The sequence below is a fragment of the Salinarimonas sp. genome, assembly GCF_040111675.1.
Lineage (GTDB): Bacteria > Pseudomonadota > Alphaproteobacteria > Rhizobiales > Beijerinckiaceae > Salinarimonas.
On the sequence record NZ_CP157794.1, the window covers coordinates 2,368,989 to 2,385,760 of the forward strand.

Here is a 16,772-nt window from a genome sequence, read left to right on the forward strand (position 1 = left end):
CCGCCCTCCGAGGGAGCCGAGAAGGAAACCGGTCCCGGGGCGCGGCGCGCGCGCCCCGGGTCGTGTGCGCGGGGCCGGGCCCGCGCCTCAGCGATACTCGCCGGCCAGCGCCTCGACCTGCTCGATGTTCTGCGCCGTGATGAAGCCCGGGCCCGAGTTGATGTGGCCGGAGGGCAGGACGCCGTAGCGCGCGTAGTTCGTCAGGATGACCACCGGCAGGTAGCCCTGCAGGAACGGCTGCTGGTCGATGGCGAAGGCGATCACGCCGTCCTTGATCGCTCCGGCGATCTCGCCGGAGAGGTCGAACGTGCCGAAATACGTCTCGCCCGCGAGACCCGCGTCCTGCAGCGCCGCGATCGTCGGATGCGCAGAGGTCGGGCCGAGCGTGAGCACGGCGTCGGTGTCGGGGTTCGCGTTGAGATAGGCCGCCACGCGGTTGCGGATCTCGCCCGGATCCTGGCCGGCGTCGATCATCTGGTCGCCGAGCTCGGTCCCGATCGCCTCGGCGAAGCCCTGGCAGCGCTCCACGGAGGCCGGGTTGGTGATGTAGTGGTTCACGCAAAGGAACGAGGTCACGCCCTCGCCGGCGGCGCGCTTGCCCGCCTGGAAGCCCGCCTCGTATTCGGGCTGCCCGACATGCATCAGCGCGCCGAGCGCCTCGGACTGCTCCTGCGTGCCGGAATTGATGGTGATGACCGGGATGCCGCGGTCGACCGCGTCGGTGATCGGGCCCTTCAGCACGTCGAAATCGGCGATCGTGACGATGATGCCGTCGGGGGCGGACGCCGAGGCCTGCTGGACGATGCGGGCCATGTCGGCGAGGTCGCCGGTGGTCGGGTTGCGGTACTCGACCGTGGCGTCCATCTGGTCGCCGGCGATGCCGATCGCGTTGCGGATCGTGTTCCACCAGCTGTCCGAATCCGGCGCGTGGCTGATCAGGACGAAGCGCTCGCCCTCGGCCTGGGCCGGGGCGGCGAAGGCGGCGGCCGCCGCGACGGCGAGCGCGAGCGCCGAGATGGCATGCTTCATGGTTCTTCCTCCCTTGGGTCACGGCTGCCCGTGATCCGCCGGGCGTCGTCTGGCGCGACGTCTCCGGGCCGCCGTGCGGCGCCCTGTCATCAGTGTCGGAATGGAGCGTACATTCCATCTGGCGGCACGGCAAGTTCATTTCTGCTAGGATTGGAACGAAAATTCCGCCGGATGCGCGCGCGACGCCGCCGTCTCTGGGGAGGTGGGCCGGGCGCAGCCCGGACCGGAGGGGCCGACGGCGTCTGCGGCTCGTTCTCTTCTCTCGCGGAGAGTGCTCGGTCGGGGCGCCGAAGCCTTTCCTTCCCTGTAGGGGAAGGTGGCGCCGCGCGCAGCGCGGTGACGGATGGGGCGCGCGGAACGCGCGTTCGGCGACGCCGAAATCGACGGACGAGACGGACGCCGCCGGGGGCTTCCGCTTCGTGGAACGCGTCGCTTCGCGCCGCGCCCCATCCGTCTCGGCTCCGCCGAGCCACCTTCCCCTACAGGGAAGGAAAGCGGTATGCCCAGTCCTCGTGGAGACCGGAGAGCGGCGCGCGCCATCGGCCGAACGCCCGCCTTCACCCGCCCTCCAGCGCCGCCCCCGTCGCCACGGCCAGCGTCGCGGCGAGGCAGAACGTCGCCGCGAGCGAGCGGAAGGCGCCGAAATCGAGCTCGTCCACCCCCAGCAGCACGTCTGAATGGGGCGCCAGCGGCGAGAACTGGCTGTCGGTGATGGCGATCACCGAGAGCCCGCGCGCCTTGGCGTGCTGGGCGAGCGCCACGGTCTCGGGCGTGTAGGGCGCGAACGAGATGGCGAGCAGCGCGTCATCGGGGGCCAGCATGCCGGCGTGGTCGAGCCGGCCGGACATGTCGTGCAGCATGGTGGGCCGCCCCACCTTCTCGAAGGAATAGGCGAGATAGGCCGCCACCGAGAACGCCCGGCGCAGGCCCACCACGTGGACGATCCGCGCCCCCGCGAGCCGGCGCACCGCCTCCTGCAGGCGCTCCGGCTCGAGGCTCAGCGCCATGCGCGAGATCGAGCCGCGGGACACCTCCGCGAATTCGGCGAGCACGCTTTCGGGGCTGCCGGCGCCCGCCGTCTTCAGCCGCGTCAGCCGCGTCGAGTAGTCCGGCCAGGCGTTCGAGAGCCGGGCGCGGAAGACGCGCTGCATCTCGGAATATCCCGAATAGCCGACGAGCTTCGAGAAGCGGATCATCGCGGAGGGCGGCACCTCCGCCGCGGCCGCGGCCTCCGCCACCGTGTCGAAGGCGATCCGGTCGGGCTCCCGCAGGACGTAGGCCGCGCATTGGCGCAGGCGCTTGGGCAGGCCGTCGTGCATGGCCGAGAGGCGCTGACGGAGATCCTCGAAATCGGCGGGGGGGCTCGGCTGCATGGCGGTGGGTCGCTCCTGCCGAGACCTTGACAGCGCCCGCGTCGGCGCGCAAGCATCCGTGGAACGAAAATTCCATTTCGTGGCCGGGCTCGGCTGACGGAGGGGCAGGGAGAAACCGCATGACCGTCCGCTTCGCGCTGCTCGGCGCCGGCCGCATCGGCAAGGTGCACGGCGCCGCCCTCGCCGCCACCGAAGGCGCGCGCCTCGTCGCCGTCGCCGATCCCGTGTCCGAGGCCGCCGAGGCCATCGCCGAGCGCTATCGCGCCGAGGTGCGCACCATCGACGCCATCGAGGCGGCGGGGGACGTCGACGCCGTGATCATCGCGACGCCGACCGACACGCACGCCGAGCTGATCGAGCGCTTCGCCCGCGCCGGCAAGGCGATCTTCTGCGAGAAGCCGATCGACCTCTCGGTGGCGCGGGTGCGCGCCTGCCTCGCCGTGGTGGAGGAGACCGGCGCGCGCCTGATGATCGGCTTCAATCGCCGCTTCGATCCGTCCTTCGTCGCGCTGAAGGCGCAGATCGACGCCGGGCGCATCGGCCGGGTCGAGATGGCGACCATCACCTCGCGCGATCCCTCACCGCCGCCCGTGGCCTATATCCGCTCCTCGGGCGGGCTGTTCCGCGACATGACGATCCACGATTTCGACATGGCGCGCCATCTGATGGGCGAGGAGATCGTCGCCGTCACCGCCCGCGCCGCCGCGCTCGTCGACCCCGCCATCGGCGAGGCCGGCGACTACGACAGCGCGAGCCTCGTGCTCGAGACGGCCTCGGGCCGCCAGGCGATCGTCTCGAACTCGCGCCGCTCGACATACGGCTACGACCAGCGCATCGAGGTGCTCGGCTCCTCGGGCCTCGTCGCCGCCGAGAACCAGCGCCCCGTCGCCATCGAGCTCGCCGACGCGAGCGGCTTCACCCGCCCGCCGCTCTACGATTTCTTCATGACCCGCTACACCCAGGCCTACGCCAACGAGATCGCCGCCTTCGTCGCCGCGCTCCGCGACGGCGGCCCGATCCGCCCCGGCGGCGGGGACGGCCTCGCCGCGCTGCTCTTGGCCGAGGCGGCGCTCGTCTCCGTGCGCGAGGCCCGCACCGTGAAGGTTTCCGAGGTGGGGTGAGCGGCCGCGTTTCTCCCCTCTCCAAGAGGTCGAGCCGATGCACGTTTCTCCTGCGGCAGGGCGCCTACGGCCGACGTTCGTGCAGGACCGACGCCCGATTCTGTCCTTCCCTGTAGGGGAAGGTGGCTCGGCGAAGCCGAGACGGATGGGGCGCGGCGCGAAGCGACGCGTTCCGCGAAGCGGAAGCCCGGCGGCCGTCACGCTCCACCGTCCTGTTTCGGCTTCGCCGAACGCGCGTTCCGCGCGCCCCATCCGTCACCGCGCTTCGCGCGGCGACACCTTCCCCTACAGGGAAGGAGAGAATTCTGCGCGCCCGCCGAGCACCCTCCACGCGGGAAAAGGACGAGCAGAGGGAGACGATGTCTCGATCGACTGGCGACGAGGAGAGAGGCATTCGGCCGCGTCTCCCGAAACCTCGCTCGCCAGCCTTCGGGCATTCCGCGCGGCTCCAATCCGAGCCCATCGAATCGAAAGGACGCCAGCCATGGTCGGCATCGGCCTGATCGGGACCGGGTTCATGGGCAAGTGCCACGCGCTCGCCTACCGGGCTGTGAGCGCCGTCTTCGCGGACGTGGCGCCGCCGCGTCTCGCGGTCCTGTGCGACACGCCGGCGGACGAGGCGGAGGCCTTCGCCCGGCAGTTCGGCTTCGCGCGCGCCACCGCGGACTGGCGCGACCTCGTCGCCGATCCCGCCGTCGACCTCGTCGCGATCACCACCCCGAACAAGCTCCACCGCGAGATCGCGCTCGCCGCCTTCGCCGCCGGCAAGCACGTCTATTGCGAAAAGCCGCTCGGCCTCACCCTCGCCGAGGCGGAGGAGATGGCGACCGCGGCCGCGGCGGCGGGCGTCGTCACCCAGGTCGGCTACAACTACCTCAAGAACCCCGCCTTCCTGCATGCCGAGCGCCTCGTCTCCGAGGGCGCGATCGGGCGCGTCCTCCAGTTCCGCGGCGTCGTCGACGAGGACTACATGGCCGATCCGGCGCTGCCCTGGTCCTGGCGCTGCCGCGCGCAGGAGGCCGGCCTCGGCGCGCTCGGCGACATGGGCTGCCACCTCGTCAGCCTCGCCCAGGCGCTGTGCGGCCCGATCCGCTCGCTCTGCGCCGACATGCAGACCGCCTACGCGACGCGGCCGATGCCGGACGGGGCGGGGGAGGGGCCGGTCGAGAACGAGGACATCGCCACCGCCCTCGTGCGCTTCGAGAGCGGCGTTTCCGGCATGCTCACCACCTCGCGCGTCGCCTGGGGCCGCAAGGGCCGCCTCGCCTTCGAGATCCACGGCTCGGCCGGCATGATCGCCTTCGACCAGGAGCGCATGAACGAATTGCGGCTCTTCCAGGCCGAGCCCGACCGCGCCCGCCACGGCTCCCGCACCATCCTCTCGGGCCCCGCCCACGAGCCCTACGGCGCGTTCTGCCCCGCGCCCGGCCACGGGCTCGGCTTCAACGACCAGAAGACGATCGAGGTCGCCGGCCTGCTGCGGGCCATCGCCGGAGAGGGCCGGGCGTCGCCCGATTTCGCGCAGGCGCTGTCGATCGAGCGGGTCATCCACGCCATCGCGGATTCGGCCCGCGCCGGCGGCTCCCGGGTGCGGCTTCCCGGCTGAGACGAGGCGCCGTCCGCGGTGCGGATCAGGCCCGCGCGCGCCCCGCGCCCGCCCCCGCCCCCGCCTTCGGCTTGCCCGCCGCACGCGGCGGAGCCGTGGAGGCGCGCACGACGAGCTCGGTGGGCAGGATCACGTGCGCGCGGCCGCCGTCGAGCAGCATCCGGGCGGCGACGCGGCCCTTCTCCTCCACCGGCTGGCGGATCGTGGTGAGCGGCGGGCTCGCGACCTCCGCCGCCGGCACGTCGTCGAAGCCGACGACCGAGACGTCGACCGGGACCCGCAGGCCGCGCGCGCGCAGCGCCCCGTAGGCGGCGAGCGCCATCGTATCGGACATGGCGATGAGCGCGGTGGGCGGCTCGCGGCCGGAGGCGAACATGGCCTCGATCGCCTCGAACACGCTCGGCGCATCGTTGAGGCACTCGTAGGCCATGACGTCCCCGGCCGGCACGCCCGCCTCGGCGAAGGCGTCGCGGTAGCCGAGGAGCCGCGAGCGCGGCGTCGTGTAGCGGATCTGGCGAAAGCGCGTCTCGTCGATGAAGCCCGTGCGCTCCCCCTCGTCGCATTCGAGCGACAGGATGCCGATGCGCCGGTGGCCGAGCCGGAGGAGGTGCCGCGCCGCTTCCGCCGCCGCCTTGCGGTCGTCGACGTCGACCACGGGCGCCCCCGAGACGGCGCCCGAATCCACCGCGACGAAGGGCAGCCCCCGCCGCCGCGCGAGCTCGACGAGCTGGTTGTCCTCGGTGATGCAGAACAGGATGAAGCCGTCGACGATCGCCGTCTCGATCGACCAGCCCTCCGTGCGCTCGGCGTCGGCGGAGACGATGGTGAGCCCGATCTTCTCCGCGTCGCACACCTCGGCGATGCCCGAGATCAGCTTCTGCCCGAACGGGTCGTTGACGATGTAGTGCAGGCTCGCGTCCACGACGACCGCGATGAGGTTCGACCGGCCCGATCGCAGCACGCGCCCGGCCGGCGCCGGGCCGCGGAAGCCCAGCGCCTTCGCGGCCGCGTGGACGCGCTCGCGCAGCTCCTCGCGGACCACGTCCGGGCGGTTGAACACGTTGGACACCGTGCCTTGCGACACGCCCGCCAGGGCCGCCACGTCCTTGAGCCGAGCCTTCTTCATGCTCGAATTTTTAGCAGGTCGGTGAATCGATTCAAGGAACTCTTGACGCGCCGCACCATTGGTGCCATATCCGCCCCGTGCTTGAATCGATTCAAGGGGAAAAGAACAGGGTCGGTTCGCGCACGTCACCCGAGGCTCACACCAGGAGAAAGAGCCATGATTCCTCCGTCCTACATCTATCCGTGGTTCGACCGCACCGAAGCGGTCGGCGAGACCCTCTCCAGCACGCATGCGCGCCGTCCCTGGCTCGCCCGCGGGCGCGAGATGCACTTCCTGGCGGCCCTCGTCGCCGCCGCGGCCGTTCTCGGCGCCTGATCGGGGTCGGGCGGGGTTGCACCGCGCACACGCGCGTGCGAGGAGCGCTCAGAGACGCGCCTCGGGGCTCCCGCCGATGACGAACGATCCCGCGACGGCCGACAGCGGCCGCTCGACGATAAGACAAGACCTCAGTGGTTGGACCGCACGCCAACGCCCGGGCCGAGTGACCCTCGCCGGGCGTTATGTGCGTCTGGAGCCCCTCGATCCCGCCCGCCACGGCGACGACCTCTTCGCGGCCCGCGCCGACGACGCGGAAGCCTGGCGCTACACGCCCGACGGTCCGTATCCCACCCGCGCCGCCTTCCAGGCCTGGCTCGACGCCAAGAGCGCGCTGGAGGACCAGATCTACCACGCCGTCGTCGACGTCGGGACCGGCCGCGCCGAGGGGCGCGTCTCCTTCATGCGGATGGATCCGCGCAACGGCGTCGTCGAGACGGGGGCGATCCTGTTCGGCCCCCGTCTCGCGCGCACGCGCGGCGCCACGGAGGCGATCTACCTCCAGGCGCGCCACGTCTTCGAGGATCTCGGCTATCGCCGGCTCGAATGGAAATGCGATGCCGAGAACGCCCCCTCGCGCCGCGCGGCCCTGCGTTTCGGCTTCGTCTTCGAGGGGATCTTCCGCCAGCACATGGTGACCAAGGGCCGCAACCGAGACACCGCCTGGTTCGCCATGCTCGATCACGAATGGCCGGCTCGCCGGGCGGCTTTCGAGGCCTGGCTCGACCCGGCGAACTTCGACGCCGCCGGGCGGCAGATCAGGCCCTTCTCGGATTATGCGTGAGCCGCTCGCTCACTGGTCCAGGATCGCCGGCCAGTTGGCGTCGGCCCTCGCGATGAAGCCGGGGATGTCCGCCTCCCAGCGGCGCTGCACGTTCCCGTCGAAGTTCACGTAGAGCTTGCCGTCGACGATGCGCCAATAGTTCGGGTCTCCCGGCGCGCGGTAGCCCTCGGCCGTGGCCCAGGCGCAATAGCCGCCGTACTGGGGCGCGTAGGCCTCCGGGTTCGCCTCGAAGGCGGCGCGATTCTCGGGCGTCGCGAAGCGCCAGGTCGCGCCCATCCACTCGACCGCATGCGCCCGCACGCCCTCCACCGGCCGGCCCTCGCGGAAATAGGCGACCGGGTCGTAGCCGTCGAGGGCGAGGTTCGAGAAGCGGCCCGTATAGATCGGGTCGGCGGCGGCGTGCGCCGGGCCGGCGCGCAGGGCCGCGCCGGCGGCGACGGCGAGCGGCAGGGCGAGAAGCGTGCGGCGCGAGAGCGTGGTCATCATCGTCCTCCTCAGGTCCAGCGCTGCAGGAAGCGCACCACCTTGCGGGTGCGCTCCGAGAACAGGCTCGGGGTGAAATGCGCGCCGGCGGCGCGCTTCGAGACTTCCGACAGGGTCGGATAGGGCGCGATCGCGCTCGCGACCGCGGCGATCTTCATCTTCTGCGACACGGCGAGCACCCAGGGCAGGATTAATTCGCCCGCCCGCGCGCCGACGATGGTGGCGCCGAGCACCCGCCCGCCCTTGCCCACCACGACCTTGGCGAAGCCCTCCGTCTCCCGTTCGGCGCGGGCGCGGTCGTTCTCCGCGAAGGCGAAGCGCGAGACCGTGTGCGGAACGCCGCGCTTCTCCGCCTCCTCGGCGGTGAGCCCGACATGGGCGAGCTCGGGATCGGCATAGGTCACCCACGGCACGGCGGAATGGTCCGCCTTCGCCGGCAGGTGGAACAGCGCCTGCTTCACCACGACGCTCGCATGGTAGCCGGCGACATGCGTGAATTGCGGCCCGCCGGCGACGTCGCCCACGGCGAAGACGCGCTTGTTGGTGGTGCGCAGCCGCGCGTCCACCTGGATGCCGCGGGGCGTGTAGGCGATGCCCGCCTCCTCGAGGCCGAGCCCCGCGACGTTCGCCCGCCGCCCGGTGGCGACGAGGAGGTGCGAGCCCTCGATCACCCGGGTCTCGCCGTTCTCGAGGATCGTCACCGCGACGCCGTTGCCGGCGCGGTCGATGCGCTCCACCTTGACGTATTCGCGGATGTCGACGCCCTCCGCCGCGAGCCGGTCGCGCACGATCGACGCCGCCTCCGCGTCGTCGCGCACCAGCACGCGCGCCGCGTCGAGCACGGTCACGGCCGAGCCGAGGCGCCGGTGCGCCTGCGCCATCTCGAGCCCGATCGGCCCGCCGCCGATCACCACGAGGTGGTCGATCTTCTCGCCGTTCTCGAACAGGGTCTCGTTGGTGAAGTAGGGCGTCTCGGCGAGGCCGGGGATCGGCGGCACGGCGGGCGAGGAGCCCGTCGCCACCACGAAGCGCCGCGCCGTGATCCGCTGCCCGCCCGCCTCGACGGTCGTCGCGTCGAGGAAGCGCGCCGGCGCCTCGATCACGGTGACGCCGAGGCCGCGGAAGCGCTCCGGGCTGTCGTGCGGCTCGATGCCAGCGATGACGTCGCGGACGTGCTGGCGCACGCTCATGTGGTCGATCGCCGGCTCGTGGCCGTTGACGCCGAAGCGGCCGGAGGTGCGCACCGCCTGCGCGGCGTGACCGGCGGCGATGAGCGCCTTGGAGGGCACGCAGCCGTAATTCAGGCAATCGCCGCCCATCTTGTGCTTCTCGATCAGGACGACCCGCGCGCCCATCTGCGCCGCGCCCGCGGCGATGGACAGGCCGCCGGATCCGCCGCCGATGATGCAGAGGTCGGCGTGGAGGATGTCGGAGGGGATCGCGGTCATGGGCTCGTCTCCGCTCGCTGGTCGGGGAGGCCGCGCCGGGCGGCCTGTCGCGAGCGGAGAATGCCTCATCGGGCGCGGGACGCCACAAACGAGTGGATCACGCGTCGTCCCGTTTTCGTGATGCGGCCGTCAGCGCCTCTCACGATGCGTCGAGATCGCCGGTTTCGGTGACCGCGACGTCGAGAAGCGCCGGTCCGTCGCGAAACGACAGCGCCTCCTCCAGCGAAGACGCCAGATCGGCCGCGGTCTCGGCCCGCAGGCCGAGGCAGCCGAGCCCCTGCGCGGCGCGGTCGAAGCGCGTCTCGGCGAGCTCCGGGGGCGTCGCGCCCTCGCCGGTCTCTCCCGATGCGCGCGCGGCGCCGGCATTGGCCACGACCAGGTTGACGGGCAGCCCCAGCCGCCGCGCGCTCTCCAGCGCGCCGAGCGCCCGCGCCGCCCCCCGCTCGCCGGCGAGCGCCACGACGAGGCGCCCCGGCGCCGCGAGCGCGGCTCCGATCGCCGCCGCGAAGACCGATCCCTCCGCCGAGGCGGCGCGCGCCGCGATGAGCCCGCGCCCGCAGCGCTTCACCTCGAAGCCGGCATAGGCCGCCTCCGCCTCGGGGCCCGGATCGACGACGAGCAGCCCCTCGGGCGGCAGGTACTCGGAGAGCGTGGCGACGAGGCGCGCGCGCGTGAGCCCCTCGCCGGCGCGCGCCGCCGCGCTCGCCTCGCGCTCGGCCTGGCGGGCGGCGGCGACGTGCTCGGCCCAGGCCTCCCGGGCCTCCGGGATCTGCGCGCCGGCCTGCTCCAGCAGGAAGCCCAGCGCCTCGATGCCGGCCCGCGGGTCGCCCCAGAGCGGCACGGTGACGGCCCGCACCCGCCCGATCGCCTCGGCCCGCGCCTCGAGCTCGAGGAGCGGCGTCTCGCGCGGGATCAGGCCGGGCGCGGCGGCGGCGATCTCGTCGAGCGCGCCGCCGATGGCGAGGATCAGGTCGGCCTCGGCGAGCGCCTGCGCCGCCGCGCCGCCCGGCGCGACGAAGCCCGCCGACAGCGCCGAGGCGCAGGCGACCGCGCCCTTGCCGCCGGGCGAATGCGCGACGGGAATGCGCCAGGCCTCCGCGAGGTCCTGCAGCGCCTTCGCGGCGCGAGAGACGTGCACGTCCGGGCCGGCGAGCACGAGCGGCCGCTCGGCCGCCGCGAGCCGCTCGGCCGCCTCGTGCAGCGCCTCGAGGTCGGGCCGGGCGCGCAGCGCGCTCGCCGATTCGAAGCGCCCGTGCTCGACGAGATCGTCCTCGGCATAGCTCTCGGCGGCGGCGCGGATCGGGGCCGGGACGACCAGCGCGATCGGCCCGGGCCGGCCCGTCGTCGCGGCGATGAAGGCGCGGCGGACGAGGGCGGGGATGGCGGCGGCCGGCTCGACGCGGATCACCTCCTTGCAGGCGCCGGCGAGCACGCTCGTCTCGAAGGCGCTCGGCTCGGGAAGGACGGCGATCACCGGCGACCCGGCCTCGCGCGCGGCGACGAGCCCGCCCGCCGCCTCCGTCAGGTCGGTCCCCGCCGGCAGCGACAGGAGCCCGACGCGGCCGGACGCCTCGGCGTATGCGTCCGCCGCGAAGGCGGCGGCGCGCGGGTCCACGATGGGCGCGTAGGCCAGCTCCAGCCGGGCGAGGGCGGCGTCGAACGGGTCCCCCGTCAGCCCGCCGGGAACGAAGATCGGCCCCGCGCCGTGGGCCTGCAGCATGCGCGCGAGCGCGTCCCCGCCGGTCGTCGCCTCGGCGCTCTCGCCCGTCATCCGTCTCGTCCTCGCGTCGTTGTCGAGGCGCACAGCTTTGGCCCGGGAGGGCGCGAGGTTCAAGGGGCAGGTGGCCGGGATCGGCGTTCGCTCAGTTCGCCGGCACCGCCTTCGCCCGATAGGACCCGTCCGCGGCGCGGTCGAACAGGTTCGTCACCATCGGGTGGCGCAGGGGCTCGTCGGAGGTGTCCGGCACGAGGTTCTGCTCCGAGACGTACGCCACGTACTCGGTCTGCGCGTTCTCGGCCAGCAGATGGTAGAACGGCTGGTCCTTGCGCGGACGCACCTCCTCGGGAATGGCGAGCCACCATTCCTCGGTGTTGGCGAAGACCGGATCCACGTCGAAGATGATCCCCCGGAACGGATAGATCCGGTGGCGCACGACCTGGCCGATGGCGAACTTGGCGACACGAAGCGTCATCGAGAGCGGGACCTCCAGCCCGGGAACATAGGCTGGCGTGCGCGGGCTTTCAATTTCCGCGCGCCGCTTTCGTCGTGCCCCGCGCCGCCCGAGGCCGGGTCGGGTCTCGCCGGCCGGGATATGGGCGAGCGCGCCGTCGGCGGCGCGCGGGCGTCTCAGAACAAGGGCACCTGATGGTCGGCGTAGAAGGGGGCGGCGGGGGGCGGCAGGGTGGCCGTGACCGCGTCGGCCGAGAGGTCGAGATGCAGCTCCAGGAGCGCGGTCTTGTTCACCGCCTCGCGCAGCATGGCGAGCCCCGTGAGCGGCGCGCCCGCCGGCAGCTCCGGGCGCGCGAGGATCACCTTCCACCGCGCCGGGTCCGCGTCGCGGGGAACGGAATGGCCGAATTGCCGGCCCGCGGGCAGGTCCATGGGGATCTCGGCGACATACATCGTCTGGGGCAGGACGTAGGCGATGAGCGCGCCCTCCTCGGGGAAGAGGGCCCGCGCCTCGGGCGACGTCCGGACGAGCGCGGCGACCTCGGCGTGAGCGGCGGCGTCGATGGGCGCAACCGCGAGATAGAGCGCCTCGGGCTCCGAGCGGACGACGAGGCTCGCGACGGCGTGGTGGCGCAGGAGGAAGGCCAGTCCCAGCGCGCCCGCGAGGGCGGCGGCGAAGGCGAGCGCGAAGCCCGCCGCGCCGGCCGGCCGCAGCGGCGAGGCGGGCAGCCAGCCGCGGGGCAGGAACATGCCCGAGCGCTCCATGTAGGCGGCGTATCCCGGGTATGTCGCGAGGCAGAGCCGCTCCTCGGCCCGCGCGAGCGCGACGTAGACGAAGATCACGACGACCGTGCCGATCAGCACCAGGAAGCGCGGCCACAAAAGCGTCATGCCGATGCCGGACACGATCAGCGCCAGGTATTGCGGATGCCGGACGTGGCGATAGAGCCCTCCGGTGACGGCGGGCAGCCGCTTGATCTTGGCCCGGTAGATCTGGACCGCGCCGATCGCGAACGCCGCCAGCCCGCCGAAGAACAGCGCCGCGCCCAGCGGCTCGAGGACGGCGATCAGCGGCGAGGACGTCGCCTCCGAGACGTGGGGCAGGAAGAAGCGGATCGTCCAGTTCGCCGGCCCGACGCCTTCGAGAAGGTCGAGACCCGGTCCGTAGACCGCGTAGAACCAGGCGGCGAACGGCGTCGCCATGTAGAAGAACTCGAAGGCGATCAGGCCGTAGAAGGCCGCGCCGGTCCAGAAGGCGCGGCGCGCCAGCTTGATCTGTGCGTGGTCGTCTCGAGGCTTGGTCACGGCGCGGTCCTCCGGGCGGCTTCCTTTCGGGCGCCCGAATCGCCGGGCGCAACCCCGGATTCGCACCGTCGCGTTTCTGATCTTCGCGGCGGGTGTGAAGAAGAATTTCCGCCTCGCGGGACGTGGATCGCGACCCGGGCGCCGTCGCGAGGCGCCCGGGTCCGCGCCTCACAACCCGTAGGCCGCCCCGAGCTCCGGATCCTTCCGCGCCACCAGCATCGCCAGATCGACGATGACCTTGGCCTGCTTCCAGGTGGCGTCGTCCTGCATCTTGCCGTCGATCATCACGGCGCCGGTGCCGTCGGGCATGGCGTCGAGGATCTTCCTTGCGAAGCGCACCTCCTCCACCTCCGGCGCGAACACCGTCTTGGCGATGGCGATCTGGCTCGGATGCAGCGACCAGGCCCCGGCGCAGCCGAGCAGGTAGGCGTTGCGGAACTGGGCCTCGCAGGCGTCCGGGTCCGAGAAGTCGCCGAAGGGGCCGTAGAAGGCCTTCAGCCCGTTCGCCACGCAGGCGTCGACCATGCGCGCGATCGTGTAGTGCCACAGGTCCTGCTGGGCGGCGGCCCGCGGCGCGTCGCCGTCGGGGTCCGACAGCACGCGGTAGTCCGGATGCCCGCCGCCGACGCGGGTCGTCTTCATGCCGCGCGAGGCGGCGAGATCGGCGGGGCCGAGGCTCATGCCGTGCATGCGCGGCGAGGCGGCGGCGATGGCCTCGACGTTCTTCACGCCCTCCGCCGTCTCCAGGATGGCGTGAACGAGGATCGGCTTCGTCACCCCGTGCTTCGCCTCGAGCTGGGCGAGCAGCTGGTCGACATAGGCGATGTCCCACGGCCCCTCGACCTTGGGCACCATGATCACGTCGAGCTTGTTCCCCACCGCCGCGACGATCTCGAGGAGGTCGTCCAGCAGCCACGGGGAATTGAGCGCGTTGACCCGCGTCCACAGGCCCGTGTCGCCGAACTCGGTGTCGCGCGCCATGGCGATGAAGCCGGCGCGTGCGGCCTCCTTCGCGTCGGCGGGAATCGCGTCCTCGAGATTGCCGAGGACCACGTCCACCTGGCGAACCAGCTCGGGCACCTTGGCGCGGACCTTCTCGACGTGGGGCGGCACGAAGTGGATCATCCGCTCGAGCCGAACCGGCAATTCGCGATAGGGCTCCGGCGCGCCGAGCGCGAGGGGCTGGTAGAAGCGGCGGGGGCTCTTCATCGACGTCTCCCTGGTCTCTCCGGGCACGACATAGACCGCCGGCGGGCGCGGGACCATTAGCCGATGGGCGGCAGCCATGCGCCTTTTGCGATTGCGGCGGCCTCGTTTCCCTGCGAGATACGCCGCCGTCTGCGTCGTCGCCACAACCTCGGGACCGCCCATGTCCGACCTCGTCGGGCTCCTCGACCTGCTCGCGCCCTTCTTCGGCCTGATCGCGCTCGGCTATGCCTGCGGCAAGCTCGTCACGCGCCCGGCCGGCGGCCTCGCGTGGATGCAGTTCTTCCTGATCTACATCGCGCTGCCGGCCCTGTTCTTCCGGCTGATCGCGGACAAGCCGCTCTCCGAATTGACGAACTGGCCCTTCGTCGCGGTCACCACGCTCTCCACCTACATCGCCTTCTCCCTCGCCTTCGCCATCGGCCTGTTCCACACCCGCGACATGCCCCAGGCGGTGATGCAGGGCGTCGCCGGCTCCTATTCCAACATCGGCTACATGGGCCCGCCCCTCGTCCTCGCCGCCCTCGGGCCCGCGGCGACGCCGCCGGTGATCCTGATCTTCGTGTTCGATTCGCTGCTTCTGTTCTCGCTCATCCCGCTGCTGATGGCGGTGGCGGGTCTCGAGCGGAAGGGCTTCCTCGCCACCGCGGGGTCGGTGGCCTACCGAATCGTCACGCACCCCTTCAACGTCGCCGTCGTGATCGGCGTCACGGCGAGCTACTTCCAGTGGACGCCCCCCTCCGCCATCGACAAGATGGTGACGTGGCTCTCCAACGCCGCCGCGCCCTGCGCGCTCTTCCTGCTCGGCGTCACCGTGGCGCTGAGCCCGAAGCCGAAGCAGAAGCCGGGCGAGACGAAGCCGCCCCCGCGCGTCCCCCCGGAGGTGCCGGCCCTCGTCTTCGTCAAGCTCGTGGCTCATCCGCTGATCGTCTGGCTGCTGCTCTCCGTCGTCGGCGACTTCGCCCCGGCCTGGGTCTTCGCGGCGATCGTCATGGCCGCGCTGCCGCCGGCGCTCAACATCTTCGTGATCTCGACCCAGTACGGGGTCGGCGTCGAGCGCGCCTCGGCCTGCGTCCTCGTCGGCACGATCGGCTCGGTCGTGACGCTGACGGGCTTCCTCTACCTGATCGAGACGGGCATCCTGCCGCACGACCTGTTCTGACGGAAGGGAAGGCCGATGACCGCACGCCGCCTGCCGCTCGAGGGCGTGACCGTCCTCGATTTCTCGACCCTGCTGCCCGGCCCCCTCGCCACCCTGACGCTGGCCGAGGCCGGCGCCCGGGTGATCAAGATCGAGCGCCCCGGCGGCGAGGACATGCGCGGCTTCGCCCCGCACGTCGACGGCCGCTCGGTCCCCTTCGCCATGCTCAACGCCGGCAAGGAGATCCTGTCTCTCGACCTGAAGGACGAGGCCGACCGCGCGCGCCTCGCGCCGCTCCTCGCGCAGGCCGACGTCCTCGTCGAGCAGATGCGCCCCGGGGTGATGGCGCGCCTCGGGCTCGGCTGGGACGACGTGCGGGCGATCAACCCGCGCCTGATCTACTGCGCCATCACCGGCTACGGCCAGGAGGGCCCGCGGGCGCAGGAGGCGGGGCACGACATCAACTACCAGGCGCTGACCGGCGTTCTGTCGCAGGCGCCCGGCTCCCCCGATCATCCCGCGACGCCGGCCGCCCTCGTCGCCGACATCGCCGGCGGCGCCATGCCGGCGGTGATCGCGATCCTGCTGGCGCTGCGCCAGCGCGACCTGACGGGGGAGGGGGCCTTCCTCGACATCGCCATGAGCGACGCCATGGCGAGCTTCGCCTGGCTCGCGAAGGCGCAGACGGCCGCGACGGGCGCGGCGCCCGGGCCGCACCAGGGGCTCCTCACCGGCGGCAGCCCCCGCTACGGCCTCTACGCCACGGCGGACGGGCGTTTTCTCGCGCTGGGCGCGCTGGAGGACAAGTTCTGGGCGCGCGCCTGCGAAGGCCTCGGCCTCGAGCCGGACCTGCGCGACGACCGCCGCGACCCGCAGGCGACCAGGGCGCGCGTCGCCGCCATCATCCGCTCGCGCGACGCCGCCCATTGGCGCGCGACGCTGGAGCCGCTCGATTGCTGCGCCACGGTCGTTCGCTCGCTGGAGGAAGCCGCGGCCGATCCGCATTTCGCGGCGCGCGGGCTGTTCCGGGGCGAGGCGGTCTGGGACGGCCTCGCCATGCCGCTCGCGCACGTGCCGCTGCCCGAGGGGCTGCGTCGCGCGCGAACGACGCCCCGGCCCGTCGCCGAGCCGAGGCGTCCTGCGGACTAGCTTAGGCGTTGGTCACGCCGTCACCGTCCTGCGGGCCGGCGCGGCGCGAGGCCATGAACCGGTCGAACGCCTCCCGGTCCTTCTGCCGGCGCAGCTCCTCGAGGAAGTCGCCGAAGGCGCGCTGCTCCGCGTCGAGCTTGCGCCGCTCCGCCTCCAGGCGGGCGAGCACCTCGTCGCGATAGGCGTCGAAGGCGCTGTTGCCCGAGGAGGCGGGCTCGGCCCGGCGCGCGACGAAATCGGCGGCGGCCGGGAACGACCGGCGGGCGGCGCGCTCGGCGCGGCGGGTCATGCGGCTCATGTCGGGTCTCCACTTGTAGTAGGCGACGAGGGCGAGGCCCGCCGGCCAGAACACGACGAAGGCGATCACCATCCAGGCGATCTCCCAGCCGTTGCGGAACAGCTTGCCGCGTGATGCGGGGGCGGCGAAGGGGACGTGTGTCGACGTCGCGAGGGTGGTCATGGCGGGATCTCCGGTTCGGGTACGCAGGGTCGGGTACGCATGTTAATGTTACGAAC

The 16,772-nt window shown here is 72.4% G+C and carries 16 protein-coding genes; 6 read left to right on the forward strand and 10 right to left on the reverse strand.

The genetic code is table 11. The features are described from left to right. Nucleotides 1-87 precede the first annotated feature (87 nt). Entirely contained in the window at nt 88-1,029 is a 942-nt protein-coding gene (locus ABL310_RS10940; protein ID WP_349371708.1) for a sugar ABC transporter substrate-binding protein, read from the reverse strand. A 557-nt stretch (nt 1,030-1,586) separates the two neighbouring features. Continuing rightward, nucleotides 1,587-2,402, reverse strand: coding sequence for a MurR/RpiR family transcriptional regulator (locus ABL310_RS10945; RefSeq protein ID WP_349371709.1), 816 nt, complete (start codon nt 2,400-2,402; stop codon nt 1,587-1,589). Between the two features lie 119 nt (nt 2,403-2,521). On the opposite strand from ABL310_RS10945, the gene iolG reads away from it, so the two are divergent. Next, complete coding sequence (gene iolG / locus ABL310_RS10950; protein WP_349371710.1) at nt 2,522-3,523, forward strand: inositol 2-dehydrogenase; 1,002 nt, start codon at nt 2,522-2,524, stop codon at nt 3,521-3,523. A 484-nt stretch (nt 3,524-4,007) separates the two neighbouring features. Further along, nucleotides 4,008-5,129, forward strand: a complete 1,122-nt coding sequence (locus ABL310_RS10955) for a Gfo/Idh/MocA family oxidoreductase (protein ID WP_349371711.1) — start codon at nt 4,008-4,010, stop codon at nt 5,127-5,129. Between the two features lie 25 nt (nt 5,130-5,154). On the opposite strand, the gene ABL310_RS10960 is transcribed toward ABL310_RS10955, so the two are convergent. Further along, nucleotides 5,155-6,255: a LacI family DNA-binding transcriptional regulator gene (locus tag ABL310_RS10960; RefSeq protein ID WP_349371712.1), complete on the reverse strand. Its 1,101-nt coding sequence runs from the start codon at nt 6,253-6,255 to the stop codon at nt 5,155-5,157. Nucleotides 6,256-6,411: 156 nt separating this feature from the next. Between ABL310_RS10960 and ABL310_RS10965 the strand changes: the two genes are divergently transcribed. Both ABL310_RS10965 and ABL310_RS10970 read left to right on the forward strand, forming a co-directional pair. Next, complete coding sequence (locus ABL310_RS10965; RefSeq protein ID WP_349371713.1) at nt 6,412-6,570, forward strand: hypothetical protein; 159 nt, start codon at nt 6,412-6,414, stop codon at nt 6,568-6,570. Nucleotides 6,571-6,646: 76 nt separating this feature from the next. After that, nucleotides 6,647-7,354 carry a GNAT family protein gene (locus ABL310_RS10970; protein ID WP_349371714.1) on the forward strand — a complete coding sequence of 236 codons (708 nt, stop codon included), beginning with the start codon at nt 6,647-6,649 and terminating at the stop codon, nt 7,352-7,354. Between the two features lie 9 nt (nt 7,355-7,363). Here ABL310_RS10970 and ABL310_RS10975 read toward each other — a convergent pair whose 3' ends face one another. The 6 genes from ABL310_RS10975 to ABL310_RS11000 all read right to left on the reverse strand — a co-directional run bounded on the left by ABL310_RS10975 (nt 7,364) and on the right by ABL310_RS11000 (nt 13,969). Next, nucleotides 7,364-7,837, reverse strand: a complete 474-nt coding sequence (locus tag ABL310_RS10975; RefSeq protein WP_349371715.1) for a YHS domain-containing (seleno)protein — start codon at nt 7,835-7,837, stop codon at nt 7,364-7,366. 11 nt (nt 7,838-7,848) lie between these two features. Further along, nucleotides 7,849-9,285 (reverse strand): FAD-dependent oxidoreductase, encoded by a 1,437-nt coding sequence (locus tag ABL310_RS10980; RefSeq protein ID WP_349371716.1) that lies wholly within the window; start codon nt 9,283-9,285, stop codon nt 7,849-7,851. Nucleotides 9,286-9,424: 139 nt separating this feature from the next. Next, entirely contained in the window at nt 9,425-11,056 is a 1,632-nt protein-coding gene (locus tag ABL310_RS10985; RefSeq protein ID WP_349371717.1) for a thiamine pyrophosphate-binding protein, read from the reverse strand. A gap of 91 nt (nt 11,057-11,147) precedes the next feature. Continuing rightward, entirely contained in the window at nt 11,148-11,477 is a 330-nt protein-coding gene (gene hspQ, locus ABL310_RS10990; RefSeq protein ID WP_349371718.1) for a heat shock protein HspQ, read from the reverse strand. A gap of 155 nt (nt 11,478-11,632) precedes the next feature. After that, the gene (locus ABL310_RS10995) at nt 11,633-12,760 is read right to left on the reverse strand and encodes an isoprenylcysteine carboxylmethyltransferase family protein (protein ID WP_349371719.1); all 1,128 of its coding nucleotides are present in this window, start codon (nt 12,758-12,760) and stop codon (nt 11,633-11,635) included. A gap of 168 nt (nt 12,761-12,928) precedes the next feature. Next, nucleotides 12,929-13,969, reverse strand: coding sequence for a CoA ester lyase (locus ABL310_RS11000; RefSeq protein WP_349371720.1), 1,041 nt, complete (start codon nt 13,967-13,969; stop codon nt 12,929-12,931). Between the two features lie 160 nt (nt 13,970-14,129). Here ABL310_RS11000 and ABL310_RS11005 point away from each other — a divergent pair, with 160 nt between their 5' ends. Both ABL310_RS11005 and ABL310_RS11010 read left to right on the forward strand, forming a co-directional pair. Continuing rightward, on the forward strand, nt 14,130-15,128 hold the full coding sequence (locus ABL310_RS11005) for an AEC family transporter (RefSeq protein ID WP_349371721.1): 999 nt from the start codon (nt 14,130-14,132) through the stop codon (nt 15,126-15,128). 15 nt (nt 15,129-15,143) lie between these two features. Further along, the gene (locus ABL310_RS11010; protein WP_349371722.1) at nt 15,144-16,256 is read left to right on the forward strand and encodes a CaiB/BaiF CoA-transferase family protein; all 1,113 of its coding nucleotides are present in this window, start codon (nt 15,144-15,146) and stop codon (nt 16,254-16,256) included. A 1-nt stretch (nt 16,257) separates the two neighbouring features. On the opposite strand, the gene ABL310_RS11015 is transcribed toward ABL310_RS11010, so the two are convergent. Further along, the gene (locus ABL310_RS11015) at nt 16,258-16,716 is read right to left on the reverse strand and encodes a DUF2852 domain-containing protein (RefSeq protein ID WP_349371723.1); all 459 of its coding nucleotides are present in this window, start codon (nt 16,714-16,716) and stop codon (nt 16,258-16,260) included. Between the last annotated feature and the right edge of the window lie 56 nt (nt 16,717-16,772).